We start from the raw sequence: 21,616 nt of genomic DNA, 5'->3' as shown, positions 1-21,616 counted from the left end.
TTTCGGCTGATCACCACAAAGCAGGAAAAACCACGCTTTTTCCTGCTTTGTCAGCACCCAAAGCCCCGCCGGAGCGGGGCTTTGGGTCTTTCTCAGGTGTTAAATCAGTTGCTGCGCGCGAAGCCCAGAATGCTCAACAGGCTGATGAACATGTTGTACAGCGATACATACAGGCTAACGGTAGCGCGGATGTAGTTGGTCTCGCCGCCGTGGATAATGTTGCTGGTTTCCCACAGGATGGCACCGGCGGAGAACAGAATAAACAGCGCGCTAATGGCCAGATGCAGGGCAGGGATCTGCAGGAACAGGTTGGCGATGACGGCAACCAGCAGCACCACAAAACCGGCCATCATCATTCCGGACAGGAACGACATATCCTTGCGGGTGGTCAGCACATAGGCTGAACAGCAGAAGAACACCACTGCGGTGCCACCCAGCGCCAGCATGATCAGGTCACCGGCTCCGGTATTAATGAACGAACTGAGGATTGGCCCCAGGGCATAGCCCATAAAGCCGGTCAGCGCGAAGGCCGCCAGAATACCGGCCGGGCTGTTTGCCAGCTTATGAGTCAGGAACATCAGCCCATAGAAACCGACCAGCATCAGCAACAGGCCCGGTGCCGGCAGCCCCAGCATGGTGCTGGCGGTAGCGGTAAGCGCCGAGAATGCCAGCGTCAAAGAAAGCAGGAAGTAAGTGTTACGCAGAACCTTATGCGTACTCAGTAACGAGTCGCGTGAGGAGGATGAGACGACAATGCGGTCCATAATGATCTCTCTTATCAGGTCATCACAAAATTAGTGACGATGATAGGCAGCGCAAGCGTTTGATTAAAGTTTGTTTACCAATCTTTACCCTTAGTTATCATTGTTGCAACCTTGAGCCAGAGTTGGCGCTTTATTCAACGCTTACTCGCCAAGTGCTGTTTTTTCGCTCGGTTGAACGGTAATGGGCTTTACAAGCGGATCGGCTATGTTTATAGTTCGGCTCGTTGCGGAGGGGTGGCCGAGTGGCTGAAGGCAACGGTCTTGAAAACCGTCGACGGGAAACCGTTCCAGAGTTCGAATCTCTGCTCCTCCGCCATAAATTATGACCCCGTGCTCTATGAGCGCGGGGTTTTTTGTTATGTGCGGAAAATGGCTTGACCAAGCCTAAAAAAAACCGCCCCGGATGGGGCGGCAGAGTAATAGCGAAAAGAACTAGCGAACCAAATGCAGGAAGTGCAGATGTTTCTCGTACTGGTCGAGAATATCGTGAATGATCTGTTCTTGCGTCCAGCCCATCACATCGTAATCCTGGCCTCCTTCTTTCAGGTGTACCTCACCCCGATAGTATTTATGTTCTTCATCGCGTTCTTCGTCTTTCAAGCCCGCCAGAGCAAAGGCCGGTTGAATGTAGGCCCGCAGGCGAACCTCGTAGACAAAGTTCAGGTCTTCACCCAAATCGACTTCGAAACGGATGCGATCGTCCTGTGTGTCATCAATCGAGGAAGTGGTGTTTTGCTTGGCTAACTCAGCCTCCACCAGTGCCATGGCCGGTTGAACCACCTCACTAACAAACCGTTTTACCTGAGAACGTTTCGGGAAGTAGGCGATATTGCGTAAGCGTCGTTGCCATGAGATCGGGTTGCGTGCGGCCGTCGGTGCAATAGTGGTCATCACCTGGCTGTCACGCTTATAGGCGTCGATACGCAAGGCCTTCAACAGCCCGTAGATAGACACCAGCAATATCATCGAGAACGGCAGGGCACTGGCGATGGTCACGGTTTGCAGCGCGCTCAGCCCACCGGCGAGCAGCAAGGCAATGGCGACCAGGCCCATCATAGCGGCCCAGAAAATCCGCTGCCAGACCGGAGTTTGGTCGGTACCGCCGGAAGCCAGGGTATCGACCACCATCGCCCCTGAGTCCGCTGAGGTGACGAAGAAGACTACGACCATGGCCATAGCGATAAATGACAAGATATTAGAGAACGGGAAATGTTCCAGGAAGTTGAACAACGCCAGCGCCACGTCATTTTGCACCGTGTTAGCCAAATCGCGCGCACCCTCTGCCATGATCAGATTAATGGCGCTGTTACCGAACACGGTCATCCACAGCAGCGTAAAGCCGGCAGGGACGAACAGCACGCCGGTAACGAATTCACGGATGGTACGTCCGCGTGAAACACGGGCGATAAACATGCCGACGAAAGGCGACCATGACAACCACCAGCCCCAATACAGCAGCGTCCAACCGCCCAGCCAGTTACTGGATTTCGGCTCATAGGCATACAGGTTAAAAGTCTTGCTGACGATGTCAGAGAGATAACCGCCGGTATTTTCGACAAAGGATTTTAACAACAGCACCGTCGGGCCGAGCGCAGCCACCAGCACCAGCAGCAACACCGCCAGGCCGAGGTTCAATTCGGACAGAATACGGATGCCTTTATCCAATCCGGAAACTACCGACAGCGTAGCCAACCCGGTGATCACCACGATCAGAACCACCTGCACCGTTGTGTTGATCGGCAAACCAAACAGGTGGTTAAGGCCGGCATTAACCTGCAACACGCCGTAGCCCAGCGAGGTTGCGACACCGAACACGGTACCGATCACCGCAAAAATATCTACCGCGTGGCCAATCGGCCCATAAATGCGATCGCCGATAATGGGGTACAGCGCGGAACGCAGCGTCAACGGCAGGCCGTGGCGATAGCTGAAGAAGGCCAGAATCAGCGCCACGATGGCGTAAATCGCCCAGGCATGCAGGCCCCAGTGGAAGAAGGTTAGGCGCATGGCCTGTTTGGCCGCTTCCACTGTTTCCGGCGTGCCGACTGGGGGGGAAAGGTAATGCATTACGGGTTCGGCGACGCCAAAGAACATCAGGCCAATGCCCATCCCGGCGGAAAACAGCATGGCGAACCATGAAACATAACTAAAGTCTGGCTGGGCGTGATCCGGTCCGAGCTTGATATTGCCGTAACGTGACAAACCCAGATAGGTCACGCTCATCAGGATCAGTGCCACCGCCAGAATATAAAACCAGCTGGCGTTGGTGAAAATACCCTGTTGCAACGCTTTGAATTTGCGGTCGGCCAACTCGGGATACAGGGCGGCAAAGGCCACCAGGACGATGATTAAAGCGGCAGAGATAAAAAATACCGGAGGATTGATATGGCTACGACGTGCCACAATTTCAGTGTCGTTTTGGCTCATAGAATACCTTCTAGCTAGTCCGTTAGGAAATGAGGGGTTAATCCGTTAAAACAGCTCCATAAAAAGTGGGCGAAACTGGCTGCCCGAGAAATCTAACCGGGTGAGTATAGCGAAAAAACGGCGCTATTAACATTTTTTGGTTGAAACGGCTATTTTAAGTGGTTTGGTTAGACGTTTTAGCTATATGAAAACAGAGCCTGTCCGGAAGGGTAATTTGTTCTTTTCGCAGGGAAATAACACAAGCCGTGCCGGCAGTAGCAGCAGGCCGACAAACAGAGTCTCTGATGGGGAGTCGGGGCCGTGCAAGATGCCGGTGGCGGCAAGGTAGAGCAATTGATGATAGAAACGCCTATAACAGCGGCTCTGACCCAGGGGGATCGGTCGTTGACTATTGATCGCGACAATGCAGAGGGTAAAATAGGCAAACGCGATCGCGTTTAACTCTTTCATGGAGATAGAGATGACCTGGTATCAAATAGCCTTGTGGACCATGATCTTTCTGAAGTCCGGTGCGTTTCTGGTGTTCGTTTGGTGGTGGATGTTCAAGCGCGCGACCAAACCTTATGTTCGTCCGCAAGATGTTGTCATTGATGAAACACCGGATGATGAAAATCTGACCATGGAAGAAGTCATGAAGAAACACGGTATCACCCGTGTGGAAAATCAAACTCAATAAAAACGCCCATGCCAAATTCCTCAGGATGAAGGCAGAAACTATCCCTGTGTGACTTGCGGTAAAACCTGCAAGCCGGGGATAGCCCCAGCCTGCAGTCACAGGATTTAACGCCTTTTTCTCCCCACCAGCCAAACCAGAATAAGCAAGACCAGTACTGCAAAGCCGATTGCCGGAGCCATATAAGGCTGCAGACGGGCCAGCAGCGGGATCGGGCCACCTTGCCGCAATACGGCAACGTCCGTGGCGCTGACCTTAACCGCAGGATTGCCGTACTGCTGCAGGACATAATTGCTGATAGCGGCGATCTGCTGGTCGCTCAGCGGATTAACATACGACTGTGGGCCAAAGTTCGGCATCAGTACGTGTTCACCGCTAACCCTTCTCTCAACGCCGAACAAAATCGCCGAAATCAGGTTAGCCGGGTTGCCGGCGCCGGTGGCCGTGTTATTGAACAGCGAAGGGTAAGCCTGGTTTTTACTGCCGCTGCCGTCCGGCTGGTGGCAACTGGCGCAGTTGCCGCTGAACAGAGCGGCACCGTCGGTCAGGGTGTTATTGGCCGTGGCAGGGTGTAGCCCGCGCAACTGAGGCTCAACGTTTGTTGGCTTGCCATAGCTGTCGGCCGCCTGGCTGTCATGGGGGTCCCTGATCGGGGCAGAGCTTTTCAGGTAAACGGCGATGGCCGATAAATCCTCATCGGAAAAATACTGCAGGCTGTTTTCGATAGCTTCCGCCATGCCGCCTGCAGCCTGGTTCTTACCGGCCATCTGGCCAGTTTTCAAATACTGCACCAATTGCTGCTGGCTCCAGCCACCAATACCGCTGATGGGATCTGAGGTGATGTTGGGCGCATACCAACTGCCGACCATACCGCCCGCCAGCGCCTGACTATCGTCTTCAGCCATCAGCAGGTTGCGTGGGGTGTGGCAGGTATCGCAGTGCCCTGGGCCATTGACCAGATAAGCTCCCCGATTCCATTGTTCGCTTTTGCCGGTGTCTGGCGCAAAGCGACCCTCTTTCAGAAACAGCAAGTTCCAGGCCGCCATACTAAAGCGCAGATTAAATGGGAAAGGCAGGTCGGTCAGCGTGTTTTTCTGATCGACAGCTTTCACGCCATGCATAAAGTAGGCATACAGCGCCTTGATGTCCTCATCGCTCAAGCGGGTGTAGGAGGTGTAGGGCATGGCAGGGTAGAGGTGGGTGCCGTCGGCACGGATGCCGTCCCTGACCGCACGGGAAAACTGCTCTTCGCTATAGCCGCCAATGCCATCAATGTTGGACGGGGTGATATTGGTGGCGTAAATCACCCCCATGGGGGAGCTGATGCCATAGCCGCCGGCAAACGGCGTACCGCCCTCCGGTTTGGTATGGCATGCCTGACAGTCGGAGGCGATGGCAAGCTGCTCGCCTTTTTTAATCAACGCCGCGCCGCTCAAATCATCTTCTGCACTCGCCTGCGCGGCGCTACTGCCGAGTAACAGCAGGGACAAAAGCGTCAGCTTTAGCTGTTTCTTCATGATTTCACCGCCAGCTGGCGCGCAATATCATCGGCGGCCTTGATGCCCAATGCGGCCATGGTCAGAGTACTGTTCACCACGCTGGCGGAGGGAATGGCACCGCCGCCCGGCAACCATAGGTTGGCATGGTCATGAGCACGGCAATTGCCGTCCACCACCGAGTCTTCGGGGCTGTGGCCCATAATGGTGCCACCCATAATATGGTTATTGGCGTTCAGGCTGGTGGTGATGTTGAATTCATCGGCATCAAACAGTTGGCCGATGTGTTCCAGCTGTTTATGCGCAGCCTCCGCGCCTTTGCGCACATAGTCGCCGACGTCGTAGTGGATGTCCGGGCAAGGCAGGCCATGAGCATCTTTACGGGTTTTACTCAGGGTCAGGCGGTTGTTGGGGTCTGGTAACGGTTCCAGGCTGATGGATAAATCGACGCCATAGGCGGCGCGCCGACGGATTTCTGCGTCCAACTCTTTGCCGACCAGGCCTTTTTCCAACGCTTTCTGGGTAGCCGGTACCACCCGGTTGATATTGTTGAGGATCATTTTGTTGGCCGAGTAGTCCTTACGGAACTCGCCGTCACGCGGGCCAACCAGACAGCTGCTTTGCGCCGGACCACGCCCCAGCCACAGAGGTTCTTTCGCCAGGAAAGTGCAGTGAAAACCTGAATGGTCCATCATATTGCGCCCCACCTGATCGGAAGCGTTGGCGATGCCGTTCGGATTGCGCTCATTAGCCGCCATCAGCAGCAGGCGTGGGGTTTCTATACCGTTACAGGCCAGCGCGAAAGCCTTGGCCGTGGCCTGGTGAGACTGCTTTTTGTTGTCCAGCCAATGGACTGCCGTCACCTGATTGTGCTCATCGGTATCGATCTTGTAGACCACCGCTTCTGCCAGCACCACCGCGCCTTTCATTTCAGCACGTTCAATATGATGAATGCCGTTGTACATGGCGCCTATCGGGCAAATGGGCTGGCAGTTGTTGTTGCCGCAGCAGGTCGGACGGCCTTTCCACGGGTGGATGCTGCGCCCCTGTGGGATGGGAACGGAGCGGTAACCGTGTGGGTTTACCACCTCGGCAAAACGGATGTCGCCATGTGCCCAGGGCACCATATCCATTGGGTAAGGTTTACTGCGCTCAACCGGGGATTGCTGTTGCGGATCGTTGGGGCCGGCGACGCCAATTTCTTCTTCGGCCCGGCAATAGTAGGGTTCAAGCTCGCCATAGGAAATCGGCCAGTCGCGGCCAACGCCGTACAGCGTTTTCATTTGGAAATCACTGGGCAGGTGGCGCCAGCAGGAGGCGGCCCAGTGCCAGGTGGTGCCGCCGACGGTACGCAGATAACCCTGTTTGAAACTACCGGCGCTCGGGCCGCTTAGCGCCACATAGTTGTTTTCCGGGAAATAGAGCGGCGCGGTGGCGAATTCAGATTGGGGGTAAAGCCCCTGGTAATCTGAACCGGCGCGGTTGTCAAAAGGCATATTGCGCCAGTTTTCCACCGCCTGGCCGCGTTCGATGCGCAGGCCCGCTTCCAGCACCAGCACAGAATAACCCTGGCTGACCAATTGATCGGCCATCATGCCGCCGACGATGCCGGAGCCCACGATCACAATATCGGCCGAGGCGTTGCCATCGGCGGTAAATACAGGTTTTTTCATCAGAAAGCTCTCAGATCACAGGGAAACATTGACGGCAGGCGGGGCTGCGGTCCACCACAGTGGTCCATTGCCACAGTAGGTGGGAACGATTAGCGCGTCGCTGGCGGGGCGATACATCAACGCGTCTTTGTAGGCGATCAGCTGCGCCGTTTGGCCATGGCCGACGGTGCCGGTATACCAGGCGGTGATGATTGCGGTGACCACATCCTGCAAGCCAACCTGAACGGCCTGCTGCTGCAACTGTTTAGCACTCTGGCCCGGTTGCAGCAGGCCGCCGAGTTGCTCAACTTGCGTAGTGAACTGGGCATTCTGATTATGCAGTGCAGTAAATATACGAGCCGACATCCCCTGATCGATATCGTTATGTTCGGTCAACGTCTGGGATATTTTGAAGAAGCGGGCAAATTGCAGCGGGTTGGCCGAGGCAGTTTGCTGTTCAGCCAGACTGAGGAAAGGATAACTGAGCAGCGAGCTTGCCAGCAGGGTTGAAGCCAACCCCAGCAGGACTTCACGCCGACTGAAACCGGTTCCATTTTTGGCTGGTAGCCCACCATCGTCTGATAACAAATTTTCCATGTGTTTTTCTCACAACAGGTGTTAGTGCCGAATAAGGCAAAAGGGAGCGGGTAAAGAGGGATAAAAAATAATCAACAATGGAATAACTCCATTGCTTATGGTTTTGTTTCTAATAATTTGGCGGAATATTAACTTGGCGATAACTTTCCGGCAATAAACTTGCTTAGGTATCCTGACAAAACAGCACGTAAAGAATAAAAAACCCGCCGCAGCGGGTTTCAGGTTTATGCGTTAGCTCTTGCAGCCCATCAGTTCCGGCAGCACGCCCGGCTTGGCCTTCAGCGATGCCTGCACGTCTTCCGGCAGACCCGCCCAGATAATCAGTCCGGTGCGCTTCTCAATTTCGTTAACCGTTACGCGGTACTGACAGAAATCGGCGTTTTTTGGGGTGTTCTGATCAAATAGAAACGCCGCGTAGTGGTTCACTTCCGGGCTGTTATTGATAAAAATCACCTTCCAGTAAGCGCTGGGGATGGTATGTGCTTTTTGGGTGCCCGGCAGTTTACCCATATTGCGCTCGTACAGCGGGCCGGTCACGGTATACACCGAACTGATGTCTGCCCGGTCAATCAGCTTGCGTTCCTGATCTTCCAACCGTGCCCAGGAACCCTGGTTCAGGTCGGCCATCTGCGGGGTGATGTTGGAAAGGTAGTTCAGCGATTCCCAGTCAGAAACCCCGGCCAGCGAGGCCAACGGTGCCTGATGCCCACGGTCGACCTTCAGCGCCGCGTTGGCACCGGTGTAATCCGCCGGGATCAGCGTATCCGCTGGGTTCAGCGCCGGATCGGTCTTCCAGTTGCGCGTTTTGCCACTGGCTGGCGTGTCCTTGGTGATGTGATAAGCCACCCAGTTGGCGAACTTGGTGGTGCTGTTGTTGTTCAGCGTATAGGCGTGGCGAACGATCGACACATTGCTGCTGCCGCCGGTTGGGCAACCGACCGCACAGTTGTCGATCGATTCCAGCGCCTCGGCGGAAGCCTGAGCAGTAAACAGCAGGGCGGCCAGAGCTAACATCTTGTTAAAACGCATATTCATATCCTCAATAAGTTAAAATAATACTGTATGTATTTACAGTAAAGTTAACTTATCGCAATGAAACGAATACAACAATGCAACACATTCACGTTACGAATGTGTCAGCGTTGGTACAGCAAAGTTGAGGAAAAACAGGCTACACGGCGACAGGGCCGCGAAGGTATCAAAAACGCCAAAAAGCGCGTGAGCACAAAATCAGCATAGGGTAAATCTCAAGACGGCCCAGCAGCATGGCCGAGCACATTAGCCATTTGGCCGCATCGCTGAGCGTACCAAATCCGGCGGCGGTTTCACCGAATCCCAATCCCATATTATTGATACAGGCGGCGACGGTAGCGAAAGAAGTGACCAGGTCATAGCCCATCAGGTTCAGCAGCCAGACGAAGAAACAGCTGAAGAAGACATACAGAAAGAAGAAGCTCCAGACCGAACGCAACACGCGATCCTGAATCGGCGCGTTACCAACCTTGATGGTGAAAATGGCGTTGGGATGAACCAGCTGGTTAATCTCATGACGGCTCTGCTTGTACATGATCAGAAAACGCAGTGCCTTGATACCGCCGCAGGTTGAACCGACACAACCACCAAAAAAGCTCGCCGCCAACAGCAGCATAATGGTGTGCGAAGGCATTTTGGCATAGTCGGCGGTGGCCAGCCCGTTATCGGTCATCATCGAACTGGTGAGGAAAAAGCCGTGTACGAAGGAGTCTTTGGCTCCGTACATGCCCGAGCGGTACAGCTCGAAGCAGACAATCGCCACGATAATCGACAGCACCAGCAGGAAAAAGCGTAGCTCCGGGTTGTTAAACAGCGGTTTCAGGCTGCGGCGTCCCACGGCGACGAAATACAGGGTGAAGTTCACCGCCGCCAGAATAGAGAAGATCCCGCCGACCATTTCCACCGCCGAGCTATCGTAATAACCCAGGCTCTCATTACGGGTAGAAAACCCGCCGAGCGAAACGGTGGAAATCCCATGGCAAAGGGCATCAAACCATGGCATGCCCGCAATGCGGAAGGCCACCGTACAGGCCAGTCCCAGGCCGAGATAAATCAGCCACAGGTTTTTTGAGGTGTCGGCCAGCCGCGGGGTCAGGCGTTCTTCCTTGAACGGCCCGGGCATTTCCGATTGATAAAGCTTGGCCCCCCCGATGCCGAGCAACGGCAGCACCGCGACGGCTAATACAATGACACCGAGGCCGCCGATAAAATTGAGCTGGGAGCGGTAGTAGAGGAAAGATTTGGGCAGGCCGGAGACATCATTAAGCACCGAAGCGCCGGTGGTGGTGATGCCGGAAACGCCTTCGAACATCGCGTCCGTCAGGCTGATGTTTAGCGTGTCGTCCATCCATAACGGCAGGGCGCTGACCATCGAAAACAGCAGCCAGAACAGCACAATGATCAGAAAACCGTCCTGCGTGCGCAGTTGTACCTTGGACTGACGGGTACTAAACCAGCCCAAACCGCCGAGCGAACCGGCGATAACCAGCGTATAGAAGAAAGAAAAAACGCTTTTTTCTTTATACAACAACGCCACCAACAGGGGGGGGATCATTGACAGGCTGTAAAGGAACACTAAAAAACTGCAAAGATGAATAACGACCAGGATCTGCTTATTCTTGACCATACTTGCGCCCGGGTTGCCTGTCGGCAATGAGTCAATTTATTCTTTAAGTATATAAAGAATAAGGCAGACGATATAAAAAAAGCGTAAAAATTCATATCGCCTGTGAAAGTTGGCGCGTTTTTTAACCGTGCTGGCGATTATTCCAACAGGTTATTGACCGTGCGACGCACGTATTGTGTCATCTGCGCCAGATCCTCGGGTGACACTGGACCGCCACCGGCATGGACTACCTGCTGTTCAATCTGGGCAATTTCCTGCTCGACCTTATTGGCAATCTGTACCTTGACGATTTTATCCACCGACGAGAGCAAAACCTTCAACACCACTTTCAGCGCCACATTCTCGCAGAACGAATCGTAGTGATGGACCACAGGCGGTGCCGCGGGAGGCTCGGGTGCGCGCGGGGCCATAGCCTTGAAACTGTCTACATTCTCAATAATAAGATCCAGGTCCCTTATTAGTTCATCAAAATCTTTAGACACTGACTTATTTCCCTTCGCTATGCGCAAAAACAGAACGCCCGTCATCAGGGCACAGGGCGGTGATTGACGGGCAGAACGAATTTCGACCGTGACGTTCAGGTAGTGAATGGCAGGCTGAGCGGCATTTTAACCTTGCTGCGGGTTGGCAACAAGATGGGGCCGCAGGAATCAACGACCCCGCAGTGCAGGTAACAGAAGGTTATCGCTTAACTTTTCAGCTTGGCGGTGATTTTCGCCACGTGTTCGCCCTGATAGCGAGCAATGGTCAGTTCTTCCTGGCTCGGCTGGCGTGAACCGTCACCCCCGGCGATGGTGGTTGCGCCATAAGGCGTACCGCCGCGCGTTTGGGAAACGTCAAACAGCTCCGGGGTGGCGTAACCGATCGGCACAATAATAAAGCCATGGTGCGCCAGGGTGGTCCAGGTGGAGGTAATGGTATGTTCCTGCCCGCCGCCGGTACCGGTGGAGGAGAAGACGCTGCCCACTTTGCCGTACAGCGCGCCTGAAGCCCACAGGCCGCCGGTTTGATCGAGGAAGGTGCGCATTTGTCCGGCCATGTTGCCAAAGCGGGTCGGCGTCCCGAAGATAATGCCGTCGTAATCGGCCAATTCCTGTGGGCTGGCCACCGGTGCTTTTTGGTCCTGTTTACCGCCGGCTTTGGCAAAGGCTTCTGCCGGAATGGTTTCCGGCACGCGTTTCAGGGTCACTTCAACGCCACTGACCCGGCGAGCGCCTTCCGCTACCGCCTCCGCCAGGGTTTCAATATGTCCGTACATCGAGTAATAAAGGACCAATATTTTCGCCATGTTCCGTTCTCCGCTTTGGTGATTGAACGATATACCCCCCTAAGCATAGAAGTGAATGCTGAACTTATCTTCGCGGTATTATTTTATTCCAGCCACCTTCAGTCGTGCGCTGGCCCGGTTGGAGGACTGGCTACAGCTTATGGCATGCGCCTGAGTTTTTCTGCCAGGCGTTGTTGTTGCCAGCGACTGAAAACATCACGCAACAGCAGGGTACGTGTGGCACGCATCACCAGCGCGATGCTCATGCCGCCGATGGCCCACAGCGACCACAGATATTGCGGATGGGTAAACCAGTTGATGGCAAACAGCATCAGGCCGATGCAGGCAAACCGTACCGCCATGCTCAACAGCCTGGTTTCCGCTTCTACCTGTCGGCGAATAGCCTGTTCTGCCTGATTGTTGTTGTCACTATTGTCCGGCTGCGCCGGCTGATAAAGATCGCCGATCTGTAGCCCCATGGCTGCGGCAATGGCGGTCAGGGTCTCGAGACTGGCTTGCTCGCCATTTTCAATACGTTGAACCGTGCGGGTACTGAGGCCGGCAATGGTGGCCAATTGCTCTTGTGACCAGCCCTTTTCAAGTCGCAATTGCCTGATGCGGTAGGTTTGCATGCTGTTCTCCAAAATGAACGTTCACTGAGCTCAAGTGTAGGGGCTGCTACCCTCGGCCGCCACGACAGTAGCATGACATGGGGACGACAGAGGGGTGACAGCCCGCTGAAAATGCGGGCTGACGTGGTGACTAGAAGGTGACGTTGCGGATAAAACGTAATGGCAGCTCGCTGCGGTTGGCATAGGCATAGTGCTGATCGCTGTTGAACACCTGGGTTTGTCCGGCCTCCAGCGTCAGGGTTTGCTGTTCCAGTATCAGCGTCAGGCTACCGGCGATCACGTAGATAATTTCGCTCCAGCCTTCGGCATCCGGCACCGAGTCGTAGTGCTCTCCCGGCATTAGCGTCCATTCCCAGAGTTCAACCCGCTGGCGCGCAGGCACGCTGGCGGCGAACAGCGCCTGGCTTGCAGGTTGTACTCCCTGCCAGGCCAATTCACCCACCAAATGGCTGCCGCGCGCTTCGGGCGCCTGGATCAGATCGGTGAAGGCGATATTCAGGGCGTCGGCCAGCTTGTCCAGCACCGCCAAACTAACGTTACGGTCACCGGCCTCAATACCGGCCAGCATGCGGCGGCTGACGTCGGATTTTTCTGCCAACGCCACCTGGCTAAGCCCCGCCTGCTGGCGATAACTGCGCAGGTTGCTGCTCAGATATTGCAGTACCTTGGGAGCTTCATGTTTACCGTTGTTCACTGTATTGCCCATCCGCAGGCTTTACCTCATACTGGCAGGATCTGTGCATTATATTGCACCCAGCAGGAAGGGCAAGCCGGTGTCCGCAGTAAAAAAATCCTTTATTTCCACGTACATTCCCAAGATAAAGCGACAGGAAGCGGTGCTGATTTTCATCACCATGATCTGGGGCGGCACCTTTTTGGCAGTGCATCTTGCCATGCAGGTCAGCGGGCCGTTCTTTTTCGTTGGCTTGCGTTTTGCCGCGGCCACGCTGGTACTGGTGTTGTTTTCGCTGCGCAGTTTGCGTGGGCTGACCTGGTATGAGCTGAAAGCGGGCGTGTTTATCGGCGTTGCCATTATGTTCGGCTACGGTCTGCAAACCGTGGGGCTACAAACCATCAGCAGCAGTCAGTCGGCGTTTATTACCGCCATGTATGTGCCTATGGTGCCGCTGCTGCAATGGTTGGTATTGGGGCGTTTTCCCGGAGTGATGGCCTGGGTCGGCGTGTTACTGGCATTCTCCGGCCTGATGTTACTGGCAGCGCCGAGCAGCAGCGATATGACGCTCAGCCTGGGCGAGATACTGACGCTGATTGGTACCTTGGGCATGGCCGCCGAGATCATTTTGATCGGTGCCTATGCGGGCAAGGTCAATGTCAAGCGGGTGACGGTGGTGCAATTGGCTACCGCCTCAGTGGCCTCGTTCCTGATGATGGTGCCGACCGGTGAGTCGGTACCGCCGTATAGCAGCTACTTGTTGTATAGCGCGATGGGTCTGGGGCTCGCCAGTGCCATCATTCAGGTGACGATGAACTGGGCGCAACGCAGCGTTTCGCCAACGCGTGCCACGGTCATCTATGCCGGTGAGCCGGTCTGGGCCGGGTTGGTCGGGCGTATTGCCGGCGAGCGTTTGCCCGGTGTCGCTCTGTTGGGGTGCGCACTGATCGTGCTGGGGGTGCTGGTTAGCGAACTGCGTATTCGCCGCAAAGAGAAAGCGGCGGCGCTGGCCGAATAAGACCAGCGCCGATTAATTAACGTACGGCACTGTCTGCCAGCGGCAGCGCTTTACGCTTGCGCAGCAGGGCATTAAGGATAATGGCGCCGAAAGTGGCGGTGCCTATCCCGCCCATGGTGAAGTTGCCAATAGTCAGTGCAAAATCGCCCGCACCCAGCACCAGCGTGACGGCAACCATAATCAGGTTGCCGTTATCGCCCAGGTCTACTTTGTTTTGCACCCAGATACGCGCACCGGCGACGGCGATCAGACCGAACACTACCACCGAGGCGCCGCCCAAAACCGGGCCGGGAATGGTGTGGATCAGTGCGCCGAATTTCGGTGAAAACCCCAGCACAATCGCTACCAACGCCGCTGCGACAAACACCAGCGTAGAGTAAATTTTGGTCACCGACATTACGCCGATATTCTCGGCATAGGTGGTCACCCCGGTACCGCCCACCGAGCCGGAGAGCATGGTCGCCAGTCCGTCCCCGACGAAGGCACGGCCGATATAAGGGTCGAGATCGCGACCGGTCATGCCCGCCACCGCTTTGACATGCCCGAGGTTTTCCGCCACCAGAATGATTGCCACCGGGGCAATCAGCAACATGGCGTGCAGGTGAAACACCGGCGTGGTGAACTGGGGCAGGCCGAACCAGGTTGCCTGGCTTAGTGCGCTGTAATCCACCGATTTGCCAAGCCCAAAGCCGTTGGTGGCTATCACGTAAATTAAATAGGCGGCGATCAATCCCACCAGGATCAACAGCCGTTGCATCAGCCCGCGGGTAAATACCGCGACCGAGCCAATACACAAAATAGTGGTCACCGCCATCCAACTGTCAAAGCTGGAAGCTGAAACGCTGCGCACCGCGATAGGTGCCAGGTTAAGGCCAATCGCCATCACTACCGCACCGGTTACCACTGGCGGCATCAGGCGTTCGATCCAACGGGTCCCCACGCTCATCACCACCAGGCCGATCAGCAGGTACACCAGGCCACAGGCGATGATGCCGCCAAGCGCCAGCGCAATATTCGGGTTAGCGCCCTGGCCACTGTAGCCGGTCAGGGTGATCACCAGCCCGACAAACGCCGCGCTGGACCCGAGATAGCTGGGTACCCGGCCGCCAACCACCAGGAAAAACAGCAGCGTGCCGATGCCGGACATCAGAATGGCCAGATTGGCGTCAAAGCCCATCAGCAGCGGCATCAGTACCGTGGCACCAAACATCGCCACCGCATGTTGCAACCCCATCACCAACGTTTGCGCCAGCGAAAGCCGTTCATCGGGCGCAACAATCGAACCGTCCAGACTGCCTTGTTTCATGCGCCATTGGGGAAACCAGGTATTCGCCATCGTTATCTCCAAAATTTCAGGGTGCAGGTGAATGTGTTTGAGCGGTTATGCGCCGATCATTGTTTCAACAGCGAGTGGTAGCGCCGGTCGAAATAGGCCAGGCCGTGGCTGTCGTCATTACGCGTTAGCGCCACTGCCTGGCAGAACAAAATGTCGTGGGTGCCGACGCTGACAATCTGGCTGATCTGGCAGTCGAATGAGACCACCGCCCCGTGCAAAATGGGGGATCCGGTCGCCAACGTAGACCAGCGTGCCGCGGAGAAACGCAGGTCCATCGGGGTTTTGCCGCCGAACAGATTCGACAGCGACTCGTGTTCCGCGGCCAGCGTATTGACGCACAGCGTCTGGTTTTGCTTGAACACCGAATAGACCGACGCGGAGCGGTTCAGGCACACCAACAAGGTTGGCGGCGTGTCGGTGACGCTGCAGACGGCCGAAGCGGTAAAACCGGCTCGGCCGGCAGGGCCATCGGTAGTGATGATATTGACCGCCGATCCCAGGCGTGCCATGGCGTCGCGGAAGTCCTGTTTTTCTACATACGGCGGCGGTAGTGGCGCATCGGCAAGCAGCGTTTGGCTTTGCATATTGTGTCTCCGGGCTAGGGTTGCAGGCGGGCTTGGGCGTTTTGCGTTTTCAACAGCCAACCCAGCAGGATGCGGTTAAAGTGCTCGGTGTTGGTCACGCTCATGGCATGACCCCCGTAGGCCATCTCGGCCAGTTCGCCGTTCGGCAGGCTGGCCGCCAATTGATGCGAGCAGTGGTAGGGCACCAGCAAATCGTCGCGGGAGCACAGCGCCAGGGTTGGCGTGGTAATGTCCGCCAGGTGCGGGCGGAAATCGGTGTTCATCAAGGCATGCAGACGGCGCAGCAGGTTTTCGGTGCCCTGAAAATGCGCGGTCTGATGCTGCAACTCTTCATCCAGCAAACTCTGGTGGTGCGACAGCCAGTCGGCGGGGAACAGGAACAGCGGTTGGGCACGCACGTAGGCTTCCACGCCGCTGTTGAGCAGCAGATCCTGACGTACTTTAAAGCAGCGCTGGGTCTGACTGTCCAACGCCGACCAGCCGTTAACCACCACCAGCTTTTCGACCAGTTGCGGATACGTGAGCGCCAGTTGCAGGCCAATCATGCCGCCGAGTGCATGGCCGACGAAGTAGCAGCGTTCTACATTAAGTGAGCGTAGCAACTGCGCCACCTCATCGGCCATGTCGGCCATGCTGTAGCCATTCGGCACGCTGCCTTTGCTGTGTGCGGTACCGAAGTGATCGTAAACCACCACCCGGAAATGCTCAGTCAGCGCGTTAATCTGCGGTTGCCAAAAACTGCCTGCGCCACCCAGCCCGGCAGACAGCACCAGCGTGGGTGCCAACGGCGTGTCTTTTCCCAAAATCTCAAAATACATGCTCAGTCCTCAGCGGGTAATGACTCAGCGGCCCAGATGGGCCACGGTGGCAATTTCAATCAGGGCGTCCGGTTTTACCAATCCGCACTGAATGCAGTAGCGTGCCGGTTTGTCGCCGGGGAAATATTCGGCATACACCTGATTGATGGCGGCATAGTTTTGCCAGTCGGTGAGGAATATCGAGTTAAAGGTCACGTCGTCCATGCTGCCGCCGGCGGTTTCAATCACGCTTTTGATGGTCTCCAGCACGTGACGGGTTTGCGCCGCCGCGTCACCGACGTGTACCACGTTATTGTTTTTATCGAATGCCAGCGTGCCCGAGACGTAAACCACGCCGTCGGCCAGGGTGCCGGGCACGAAAGGGGCCAGCGGTTTGCCGGTGCCCGGCGGGGTAATAATGGTTTTTGGCATAGTGGCGCTCCTGGTGAAAATTTAATTTTGGTTAAAGGCGAGCAAAACTCATGCCGTCTGGCTGAGCGGGGCGGCGAGCACATCACAGAAACTGTCGACATCCGACACCCAACCAAAGAAGGTTTCGATGTTGTACAGCGCCGCCTGCTGGGCGAACGGCGGCCCGGCCTGGTGGGTGGCGTCGGCCAGCACGACGCCGAAATATTCGAGGAAAAAGCCGTCGCGCAGCGTGGATTCCACACAGACGTTGGTGGCAATGCCGGTAAACACCAGATGATGAATGCCGTAAGAGCGCAGCAGGCTGTCGAGTTGGGTGTTGAAGAAGCCGCTGTAGCGCGGTTTCGGGATCAGAATGTCGCCGGGCTGCGGTTGCAGTTCATCCACCAGATCGTAATCCCAGTCGCCCTTGGCCAGCAGCTTGCCCATCAGTTCCGGGCGTTTACGCATGGTTTTCAGCGCGTTGGATTTATGCCAGTTGGGGGAGCCCTGGCCACCGGCTTCGACGTACTGGTTGTCCCAGCCATTTTGGAAAAAGATCACCTTGATACCGGCGGCACGGGCAGCGCTGATGGCGCGTTTGATGTTGGCGATCACCGGTGCGGTGGCCGAGACATCAAAACCGGCGAGATCCAGATAGCCGCCCTGCGAGGCGTAGGCATTTTGCATATCTACCACAATCAGCGCGGTTTCCTGCGGCGCAAAGGCGATAGCCTCCGGCCGGGCGGGCAGGGTGAGGGTTGCCCCGGCCTGCGGTGACTGGCGGCGCACTACCGTTTGGTTTTCAACAATTTTCATTATGCTACCTCGCGGTTTGCGGCAGTCTGTGGGCAAACGTCGGCGCGACTTTTCATCAGTGGCTGGATGCGCTCGCCGAAGTCTTCCACCCCTGTGACGAAATCATCGAAGGTCAGTAGCACACCTTCGGTGCCGGGGACGGTGGCGATTTCATCCATCATGCGCGCCACGTTGGCGTAGGAGCCGACCAGCGTGCCCATATTGATATTGACGGCGGAGGTGGGATCCGCCATCTGGCGTACGTTGGTGTCGGCACCGGATTTGGTGTCCTTGCCGCTTTGCTCAGTCAGCCAGGCCAGGGCTTCGGTATCGGCCCCCGCTTTATAACTTTCCCACTTGGCGCGGGCGGCTTCGTCGGTTTCATCGGCAATGATCATAAACAGTACGTAGCAGGCCACGCTGCGGCCTTCGCTATCCGCCGCAACTTTTAAGCGTGCTGCGGTTGGCGCAAAGGCGGTCGGCGTGTTGACGCCCTTGCCGAAGCAGAAGTTGTAATCGGCATATTTGGCCGAGAAGGCCATGCCCGCGTCGCTTTGTCCGGCGCAGATCACCTTGATGTCCGCCTGCGGCTGTGGGCTGACGCGACAGTCGTCCATCTGGAAGAACTCGCCTTTGAAATCGGATTTACCGGTGCCCCACAGATCGCGCAGCACATTGACGTACTCCGCCAGATAGTCGTATCGACGGCCGAAGTAATCGTCGCCCGGCCACATGCCCATCTGCTCGTATTCCGGCTTCTGCCAACCCGTCACCACATTCAGGCCAAAACGCCCGTTGGAGATGGAGTCAATAGTGGAGGCCATGCGGGCGACAATTGCCGGGGGCATGGTCAACGTGGCTGCCGTGGCGTAGATCTTGATGCGTGAGGTGACGGCGGCCAGCCCGGCCATCAGGGTGAAGGACTCCAGGTTGTGGTCCCAGAATTCGGTTTTGCCCCCGAAACCGCGCAGTTTGATCATCGACAGAGCGAAATCGAAGTTGTAGTGCTCGGCCTTCTGCACGATGGTTTTGTTGAGTTCAAACGTCGGTTGGTACTGCGGGGCATTGCTGGAAATCAGCCAGCCGTTGTTGCCGATCGGGATAAATACGCCAATTTTCATTTGAACATCTCCGGTTGCTAGTGGAACGGATCATGCGTCGCCTGAATGTTTTCTGCGGGCGGCGCTGGATACGGAGGCTTTTGCAAAGGCGATGCCAGTTTTTAAAATGGCTGATTTATCAATGAATTGTTTTTCTTTCGTGATTTTCATGTTGAGTGAGTGGTCTAAAACAGACCATTTGGTCAAAATGGCATGCACAAAAAACAGGCGCAACTGCTCATTAAAGGTGCAGAAAATCACTCGGAAGGGGTAGGTAAAAGCGTGGGTTTCACCCAGTGGCTTTGTTATGCTGGCCAAAATCTGGTTGTGCCAAGGAGCCGTAGTGAAGCCACAAGCCGTTAAACCCCCTACGCGCCGCTCGCGTGCGGTGGCCGCAAAACGTAGCGCTATCCTGGATGCGGCACTGGAGTTTTTCTCGCTGTACGGTATTCATGGCACCAGTCTGGACCAGGTGGCAGAACGTGCCGACGTGTCCAAAACCAATCTGCTGTATTACTTTCCTTCCAAAGAAGAACTGTATCTGGCGGTGCTGAAAGATATTCTCGACGTCTGGCTGGCGCCGTTGAAGGCGCTGCGCGCCGATCAGGAGCCCCTGCAGGCGATCCGCGAATATATCCGCCTGAAACTGGAGGTATCCCGTCATCACCCGCAGGCATCGCGGCTGTTTTGTCTGGAAATGATCCAGGGCGCACCCTTGTTGAAACAAGAGCTGCAGGGCGGGTTAAAGTCTCTGGTGGACGAGAAGTCCGGGATAATTGAGCGCTGGATCGCCGCAGGCCATATCGCGACGGTCGAGCCGCACCATCTGATTTTTATGCTGTGGGCAACCACTCAGCACTACGCAGATTTTTGGGTGCAGGTGGAGGCGGTGACCGGCAAGACCCTGGACGATGAGGCGTTTTTTCAGCAGACGGTGGAGAACGTGCAGCGGGTGATTATCGAGGGTATTCGGCCGCGCTAAGCGGATGAGAGCAGGGGATAGCGGACTATCCCCCGAGGAGTGTTAAGCGGTTTTCTTTTTGCGCAGGAACACGTAGGACAGACCGAGCACCACAAACCACAGTGGCGTGACGATTAGCGCCTGGCGGGTGTCTTCGCGCAGCGTCAGCAGCACCAGCACAAAGGCGAAGAACGCCATACAGACCCAGCACATCAGCTTGCCGCCTGGCATCTTGTAGATTGATTTCTGGTGCAGCGCAGGGCGTTGCTTACGGTAAACCAGGTACGAACACAGGATAATGGTCCAGACAAACATAAACAGGATCGCCGAGACGGTGGTCACCAGCGTGAAGACCGTCATCACGTTCGGGATCAGGTAAATCAGGACTACCCCACCGAGCAGGCAGATACAGGAGAAGGTCAGGCCGTTAGCCGGTACCGCACGCTTGGAGAGGTGGGCGAACGACTTGGGCGCATCCCCTTCCTGTGCCAGACCAAACAGCATGCGGCTGGTGGAGAACACCCCACTGTTAGCGGAAGAGGTGGCGGAGGTCAGCACCACAAAGTTGATCACGCTGGCCGCAGCAGGCAGGCCAATCAGCACGAACAGTTCTACGAACGGGCTTTTGTCGGCGACCACGGAACTCCATGGCGTGACCGACATAATCACAATCAGGGCGAACACGTAGAACATGATGATGCGGATAGGAATCGAGTTAATCGCGCGCGGCAGCACTTTTTCCGGGTCTTTGGTTTCAGCCGCGGTGGTACCCACCAGCTCAATGCCGACAAAGGCGAACACCGCAATCTGGAAGCCGGCGAAGAAGCCGCTGATGCCTTTCGGGAACATACCGCCATCATTCCACAGGTGCGAGAACGACGCGACGGTACCGGTCGGTGACTGGAACTGCATGGCGATCATCACCAGTCCGGCGATGATCAGCCCGACAATGGCGACGATTTTGATCATCGCGAACCAGAATTCCATCTCACCAAACATCTTCACCGTCGCCAGGTTCAGGCCCAGCAGCAGCAGGATACACAGCAACGAAGCGATCCACTGTGACAGTCCGGGGAACCAGAACTGTGCATAGGCGGTGATCGCCACCACGTCGGCAATACCGGTGACCACCCAGCAGAACCAGTAGGTCCAGCCGGTAAAGAAGCCGGCCCAGGGGCCGAGCAGGTCAGCGGCGAAATCGCTGAAGGATTTATATTCCAGATTGGAGAGCAGCAGCTCGCCCATGGCGCGCATCACGAAGAACAGCATAAAGCCGATAATCATATATACGAAGATGATCGAAGGGCCAGCCAGGCTAATGGTTTTGCCGGAACCCATAAACAAACCCGTACCTATGGCACCGCCGATGGCGATCAGTTGAATATGTCGGTTTGTTAGGTTTCGGCGTAGATGATCTTCTGATTCGGGCGATGCCTCAGCGGCTATTTTAGATTGATCTACCATCTGATGATGTCCTGTTTTACCTGTCATGAGTGAAATAGTGAGCTCTGAAGTGGCTCTTTTTTATACGATTATCCGGTTGTGCCAGATTTAGTAAGGTAGTGCAATAACGCCACCTTTGTGCAACATGTTTACAACATTTATGCGAGGGATAAAAGTCGATTGTTCTTTACACTGCGGAGGCAAATCGGACGTCTTGGGGGCGGAAGATTACTCTGGGTCTGGGCAGATTAACAGCACTAATGCGACTTATCTTGTTGATAAAACAGGGGGTTAAAAACACCGCATGAGAAAAACTAATGGGTGTAAGCGT

General features: G+C 55.7%; 22 protein-coding genes and 1 tRNA gene. 4 read left to right on the top strand and 19 right to left on the bottom strand.

Going from position 1 to position 21,616, the window contains the following annotated elements; genetic code table 11:
* Window positions 1–104: 104 nt before the first annotated feature.
* A complete protein-coding gene (yccA, locus tag FCL49_RS05900; protein ID WP_004942825.1) occupies window positions 105–764 on the bottom strand; it encodes an FtsH protease modulator YccA in 660 nt (219 codons plus the stop codon).
* 228 nt (window positions 765–992) lie between these two features.
* Between yccA and FCL49_RS05895 the strand changes: the two genes are divergently transcribed.
* Window positions 993–1,080, top strand: a tRNA-Ser gene (locus FCL49_RS05895).
* 116 nt (window positions 1,081–1,196) lie between these two features.
* Here the strand turns inward: FCL49_RS05895 and FCL49_RS05890 are convergent.
* A complete protein-coding gene (locus tag FCL49_RS05890; RefSeq protein WP_174352798.1) occupies window positions 1,197–3,191 on the bottom strand; it encodes a BCCT family transporter in 1,995 nt (664 codons plus the stop codon).
* Window positions 3,192–3,651: 460 nt separating this feature from the next.
* Between FCL49_RS05890 and FCL49_RS05885 the strand changes: the two genes are divergently transcribed.
* Window positions 3,652–3,867, top strand: coding sequence for a hypothetical protein (locus tag FCL49_RS05885; protein WP_012006231.1), 216 nt, complete (start codon window positions 3,652–3,654; stop codon window positions 3,865–3,867).
* Window positions 3,868–3,971: 104 nt separating this feature from the next.
* On the opposite strand, the gene FCL49_RS05880 is transcribed toward FCL49_RS05885, so the two are convergent.
* The 9 genes from FCL49_RS05880 to FCL49_RS05840 form a co-directional block, all read right to left on the bottom strand.
* Window positions 3,972–5,381 (bottom strand): cytochrome c, encoded by a 1,410-nt coding sequence (locus FCL49_RS05880; RefSeq protein ID WP_174352797.1) that lies wholly within the window; start codon window positions 5,379–5,381, stop codon window positions 3,972–3,974.
* A complete protein-coding gene (locus FCL49_RS05875) occupies window positions 5,378–7,033 on the bottom strand; it encodes a GMC family oxidoreductase (protein WP_174352796.1) in 1,656 nt (551 codons plus the stop codon). Before FCL49_RS05875 ends, FCL49_RS05880 begins: the two co-directional genes overlap by 4 nt.
* A 15-nt stretch (window positions 7,034–7,048) precedes the next feature.
* Window positions 7,049–7,609, bottom strand: coding sequence for a sorbitol dehydrogenase family protein (locus FCL49_RS05870; RefSeq protein ID WP_174352795.1), 561 nt, complete (start codon window positions 7,607–7,609; stop codon window positions 7,049–7,051).
* A 231-nt stretch (window positions 7,610–7,840) separates the two neighbouring features.
* Window positions 7,841–8,638: a DNA/RNA non-specific endonuclease gene (locus FCL49_RS05865; RefSeq protein ID WP_012006235.1), complete on the bottom strand. Its 798-nt coding sequence runs from the start codon at window positions 8,636–8,638 to the stop codon at window positions 7,841–7,843.
* A gap of 169 nt (window positions 8,639–8,807) precedes the next feature.
* On the bottom strand, window positions 8,808–10,268 hold the full coding sequence (locus tag FCL49_RS05860; protein ID WP_174352794.1) for a TrkH family potassium uptake protein: 1,461 nt from the start codon (window positions 10,266–10,268) through the stop codon (window positions 8,808–8,810).
* Between the two features lie 137 nt (window positions 10,269–10,405).
* Window positions 10,406–10,717 carry a hypothetical protein gene (locus tag FCL49_RS05855; protein ID WP_174353472.1) on the bottom strand — a complete coding sequence of 104 codons (312 nt, stop codon included), beginning with the start codon at window positions 10,715–10,717 and terminating at the stop codon, window positions 10,406–10,408.
* Between the two features lie 239 nt (window positions 10,718–10,956).
* The gene (gene wrbA, locus FCL49_RS05850) at window positions 10,957–11,556 is read right to left on the bottom strand and encodes an NAD(P)H:quinone oxidoreductase (protein ID WP_135315999.1); all 600 of its coding nucleotides are present in this window, start codon (window positions 11,554–11,556) and stop codon (window positions 10,957–10,959) included.
* Between the two features lie 137 nt (window positions 11,557–11,693).
* Window positions 11,694–12,167: a helix-turn-helix domain-containing protein gene (locus FCL49_RS05845; protein ID WP_174352793.1), complete on the bottom strand. Its 474-nt coding sequence runs from the start codon at window positions 12,165–12,167 to the stop codon at window positions 11,694–11,696.
* 130 nt (window positions 12,168–12,297) lie between these two features.
* A complete protein-coding gene (locus FCL49_RS05840; RefSeq protein ID WP_174352792.1) occupies window positions 12,298–12,873 on the bottom strand; it encodes a helix-turn-helix domain-containing protein in 576 nt (191 codons plus the stop codon).
* Between the two features lie 67 nt (window positions 12,874–12,940).
* Between FCL49_RS05840 and FCL49_RS05835 the strand changes: the two genes are divergently transcribed.
* Window positions 12,941–13,858 carry a DMT family transporter gene (locus FCL49_RS05835; protein ID WP_174352791.1) on the top strand — a complete coding sequence of 306 codons (918 nt, stop codon included), beginning with the start codon at window positions 12,941–12,943 and terminating at the stop codon, window positions 13,856–13,858.
* A gap of 16 nt (window positions 13,859–13,874) precedes the next feature.
* On the opposite strand, the gene rutG is transcribed toward FCL49_RS05835, so the two are convergent.
* Genes rutG through FCL49_RS05800 form a run of 7 tightly spaced genes read right to left on the bottom strand, consistent with a single transcriptional unit; the run spans window position 13,875 to window position 19,199 of the window.
* The gene (rutG, locus tag FCL49_RS05830) at window positions 13,875–15,194 is read right to left on the bottom strand and encodes a pyrimidine utilization transport protein G (protein ID WP_174352790.1); all 1,320 of its coding nucleotides are present in this window, start codon (window positions 15,192–15,194) and stop codon (window positions 13,875–13,877) included.
* Between the two features lie 56 nt (window positions 15,195–15,250).
* Window positions 15,251–15,778 (bottom strand): NADH-dependent FMN reductase RutF, encoded by a 528-nt coding sequence (rutF, locus tag FCL49_RS05825; RefSeq protein ID WP_174352789.1) that lies wholly within the window; start codon window positions 15,776–15,778, stop codon window positions 15,251–15,253.
* A 14-nt stretch (window positions 15,779–15,792) separates the two neighbouring features.
* The gene (gene rutD, locus FCL49_RS05820) at window positions 15,793–16,596 is read right to left on the bottom strand and encodes a pyrimidine utilization protein D (protein WP_174352788.1); all 804 of its coding nucleotides are present in this window, start codon (window positions 16,594–16,596) and stop codon (window positions 15,793–15,795) included.
* 24 nt (window positions 16,597–16,620) lie between these two features.
* Complete coding sequence (rutC, locus tag FCL49_RS05815; protein ID WP_174352787.1) at window positions 16,621–17,007, bottom strand: pyrimidine utilization protein C; 387 nt, start codon at window positions 17,005–17,007, stop codon at window positions 16,621–16,623.
* 48 nt (window positions 17,008–17,055) lie between these two features.
* Window positions 17,056–17,802, bottom strand: coding sequence for a pyrimidine utilization protein B (gene rutB / locus FCL49_RS05810; protein WP_174352786.1), 747 nt, complete (start codon window positions 17,800–17,802; stop codon window positions 17,056–17,058).
* Complete coding sequence (gene rutA / locus FCL49_RS05805) at window positions 17,802–18,902, bottom strand: pyrimidine utilization protein A (protein WP_174352785.1); 1,101 nt, start codon at window positions 18,900–18,902, stop codon at window positions 17,802–17,804. The genes rutB and rutA overlap by 1 nt, the downstream gene beginning before the upstream one ends.
* A gap of 30 nt (window positions 18,903–18,932) precedes the next feature.
* Window positions 18,933–19,199 carry a hypothetical protein gene (locus FCL49_RS05800; RefSeq protein ID WP_174352784.1) on the bottom strand — a complete coding sequence of 89 codons (267 nt, stop codon included), beginning with the start codon at window positions 19,197–19,199 and terminating at the stop codon, window positions 18,933–18,935.
* Between FCL49_RS05800 and rutR the strand changes: the two genes are divergently transcribed.
* Window positions 19,189–19,863 (top strand): HTH-type transcriptional regulator RutR, encoded by a 675-nt coding sequence (rutR, locus tag FCL49_RS05795; protein WP_174352783.1) that lies wholly within the window; start codon window positions 19,189–19,191, stop codon window positions 19,861–19,863. The two genes, FCL49_RS05800 and rutR, sit on opposite strands and share 11 nt — an antisense overlap.
* A 42-nt stretch (window positions 19,864–19,905) precedes the next feature.
* Here the strand turns inward: rutR and cycA are convergent, their stop codons facing one another.
* A complete protein-coding gene (cycA, locus tag FCL49_RS05790) occupies window positions 19,906–21,306 on the bottom strand; it encodes a D-serine/D-alanine/glycine transporter (protein WP_174352782.1) in 1,401 nt (466 codons plus the stop codon).
* Window positions 21,307–21,616: the final 310 nt, after the last annotated feature.

Source organism: Serratia proteamaculans (genome assembly GCF_013337185.1).
Classification (GTDB): domain Bacteria; phylum Pseudomonadota; class Gammaproteobacteria; order Enterobacterales; family Enterobacteriaceae; genus Serratia; species Serratia proteamaculans_D.
The sequence above is the reverse complement of the archived record's forward strand: the minus strand, read 5'-3'. Positions and strand labels throughout refer to the sequence as shown.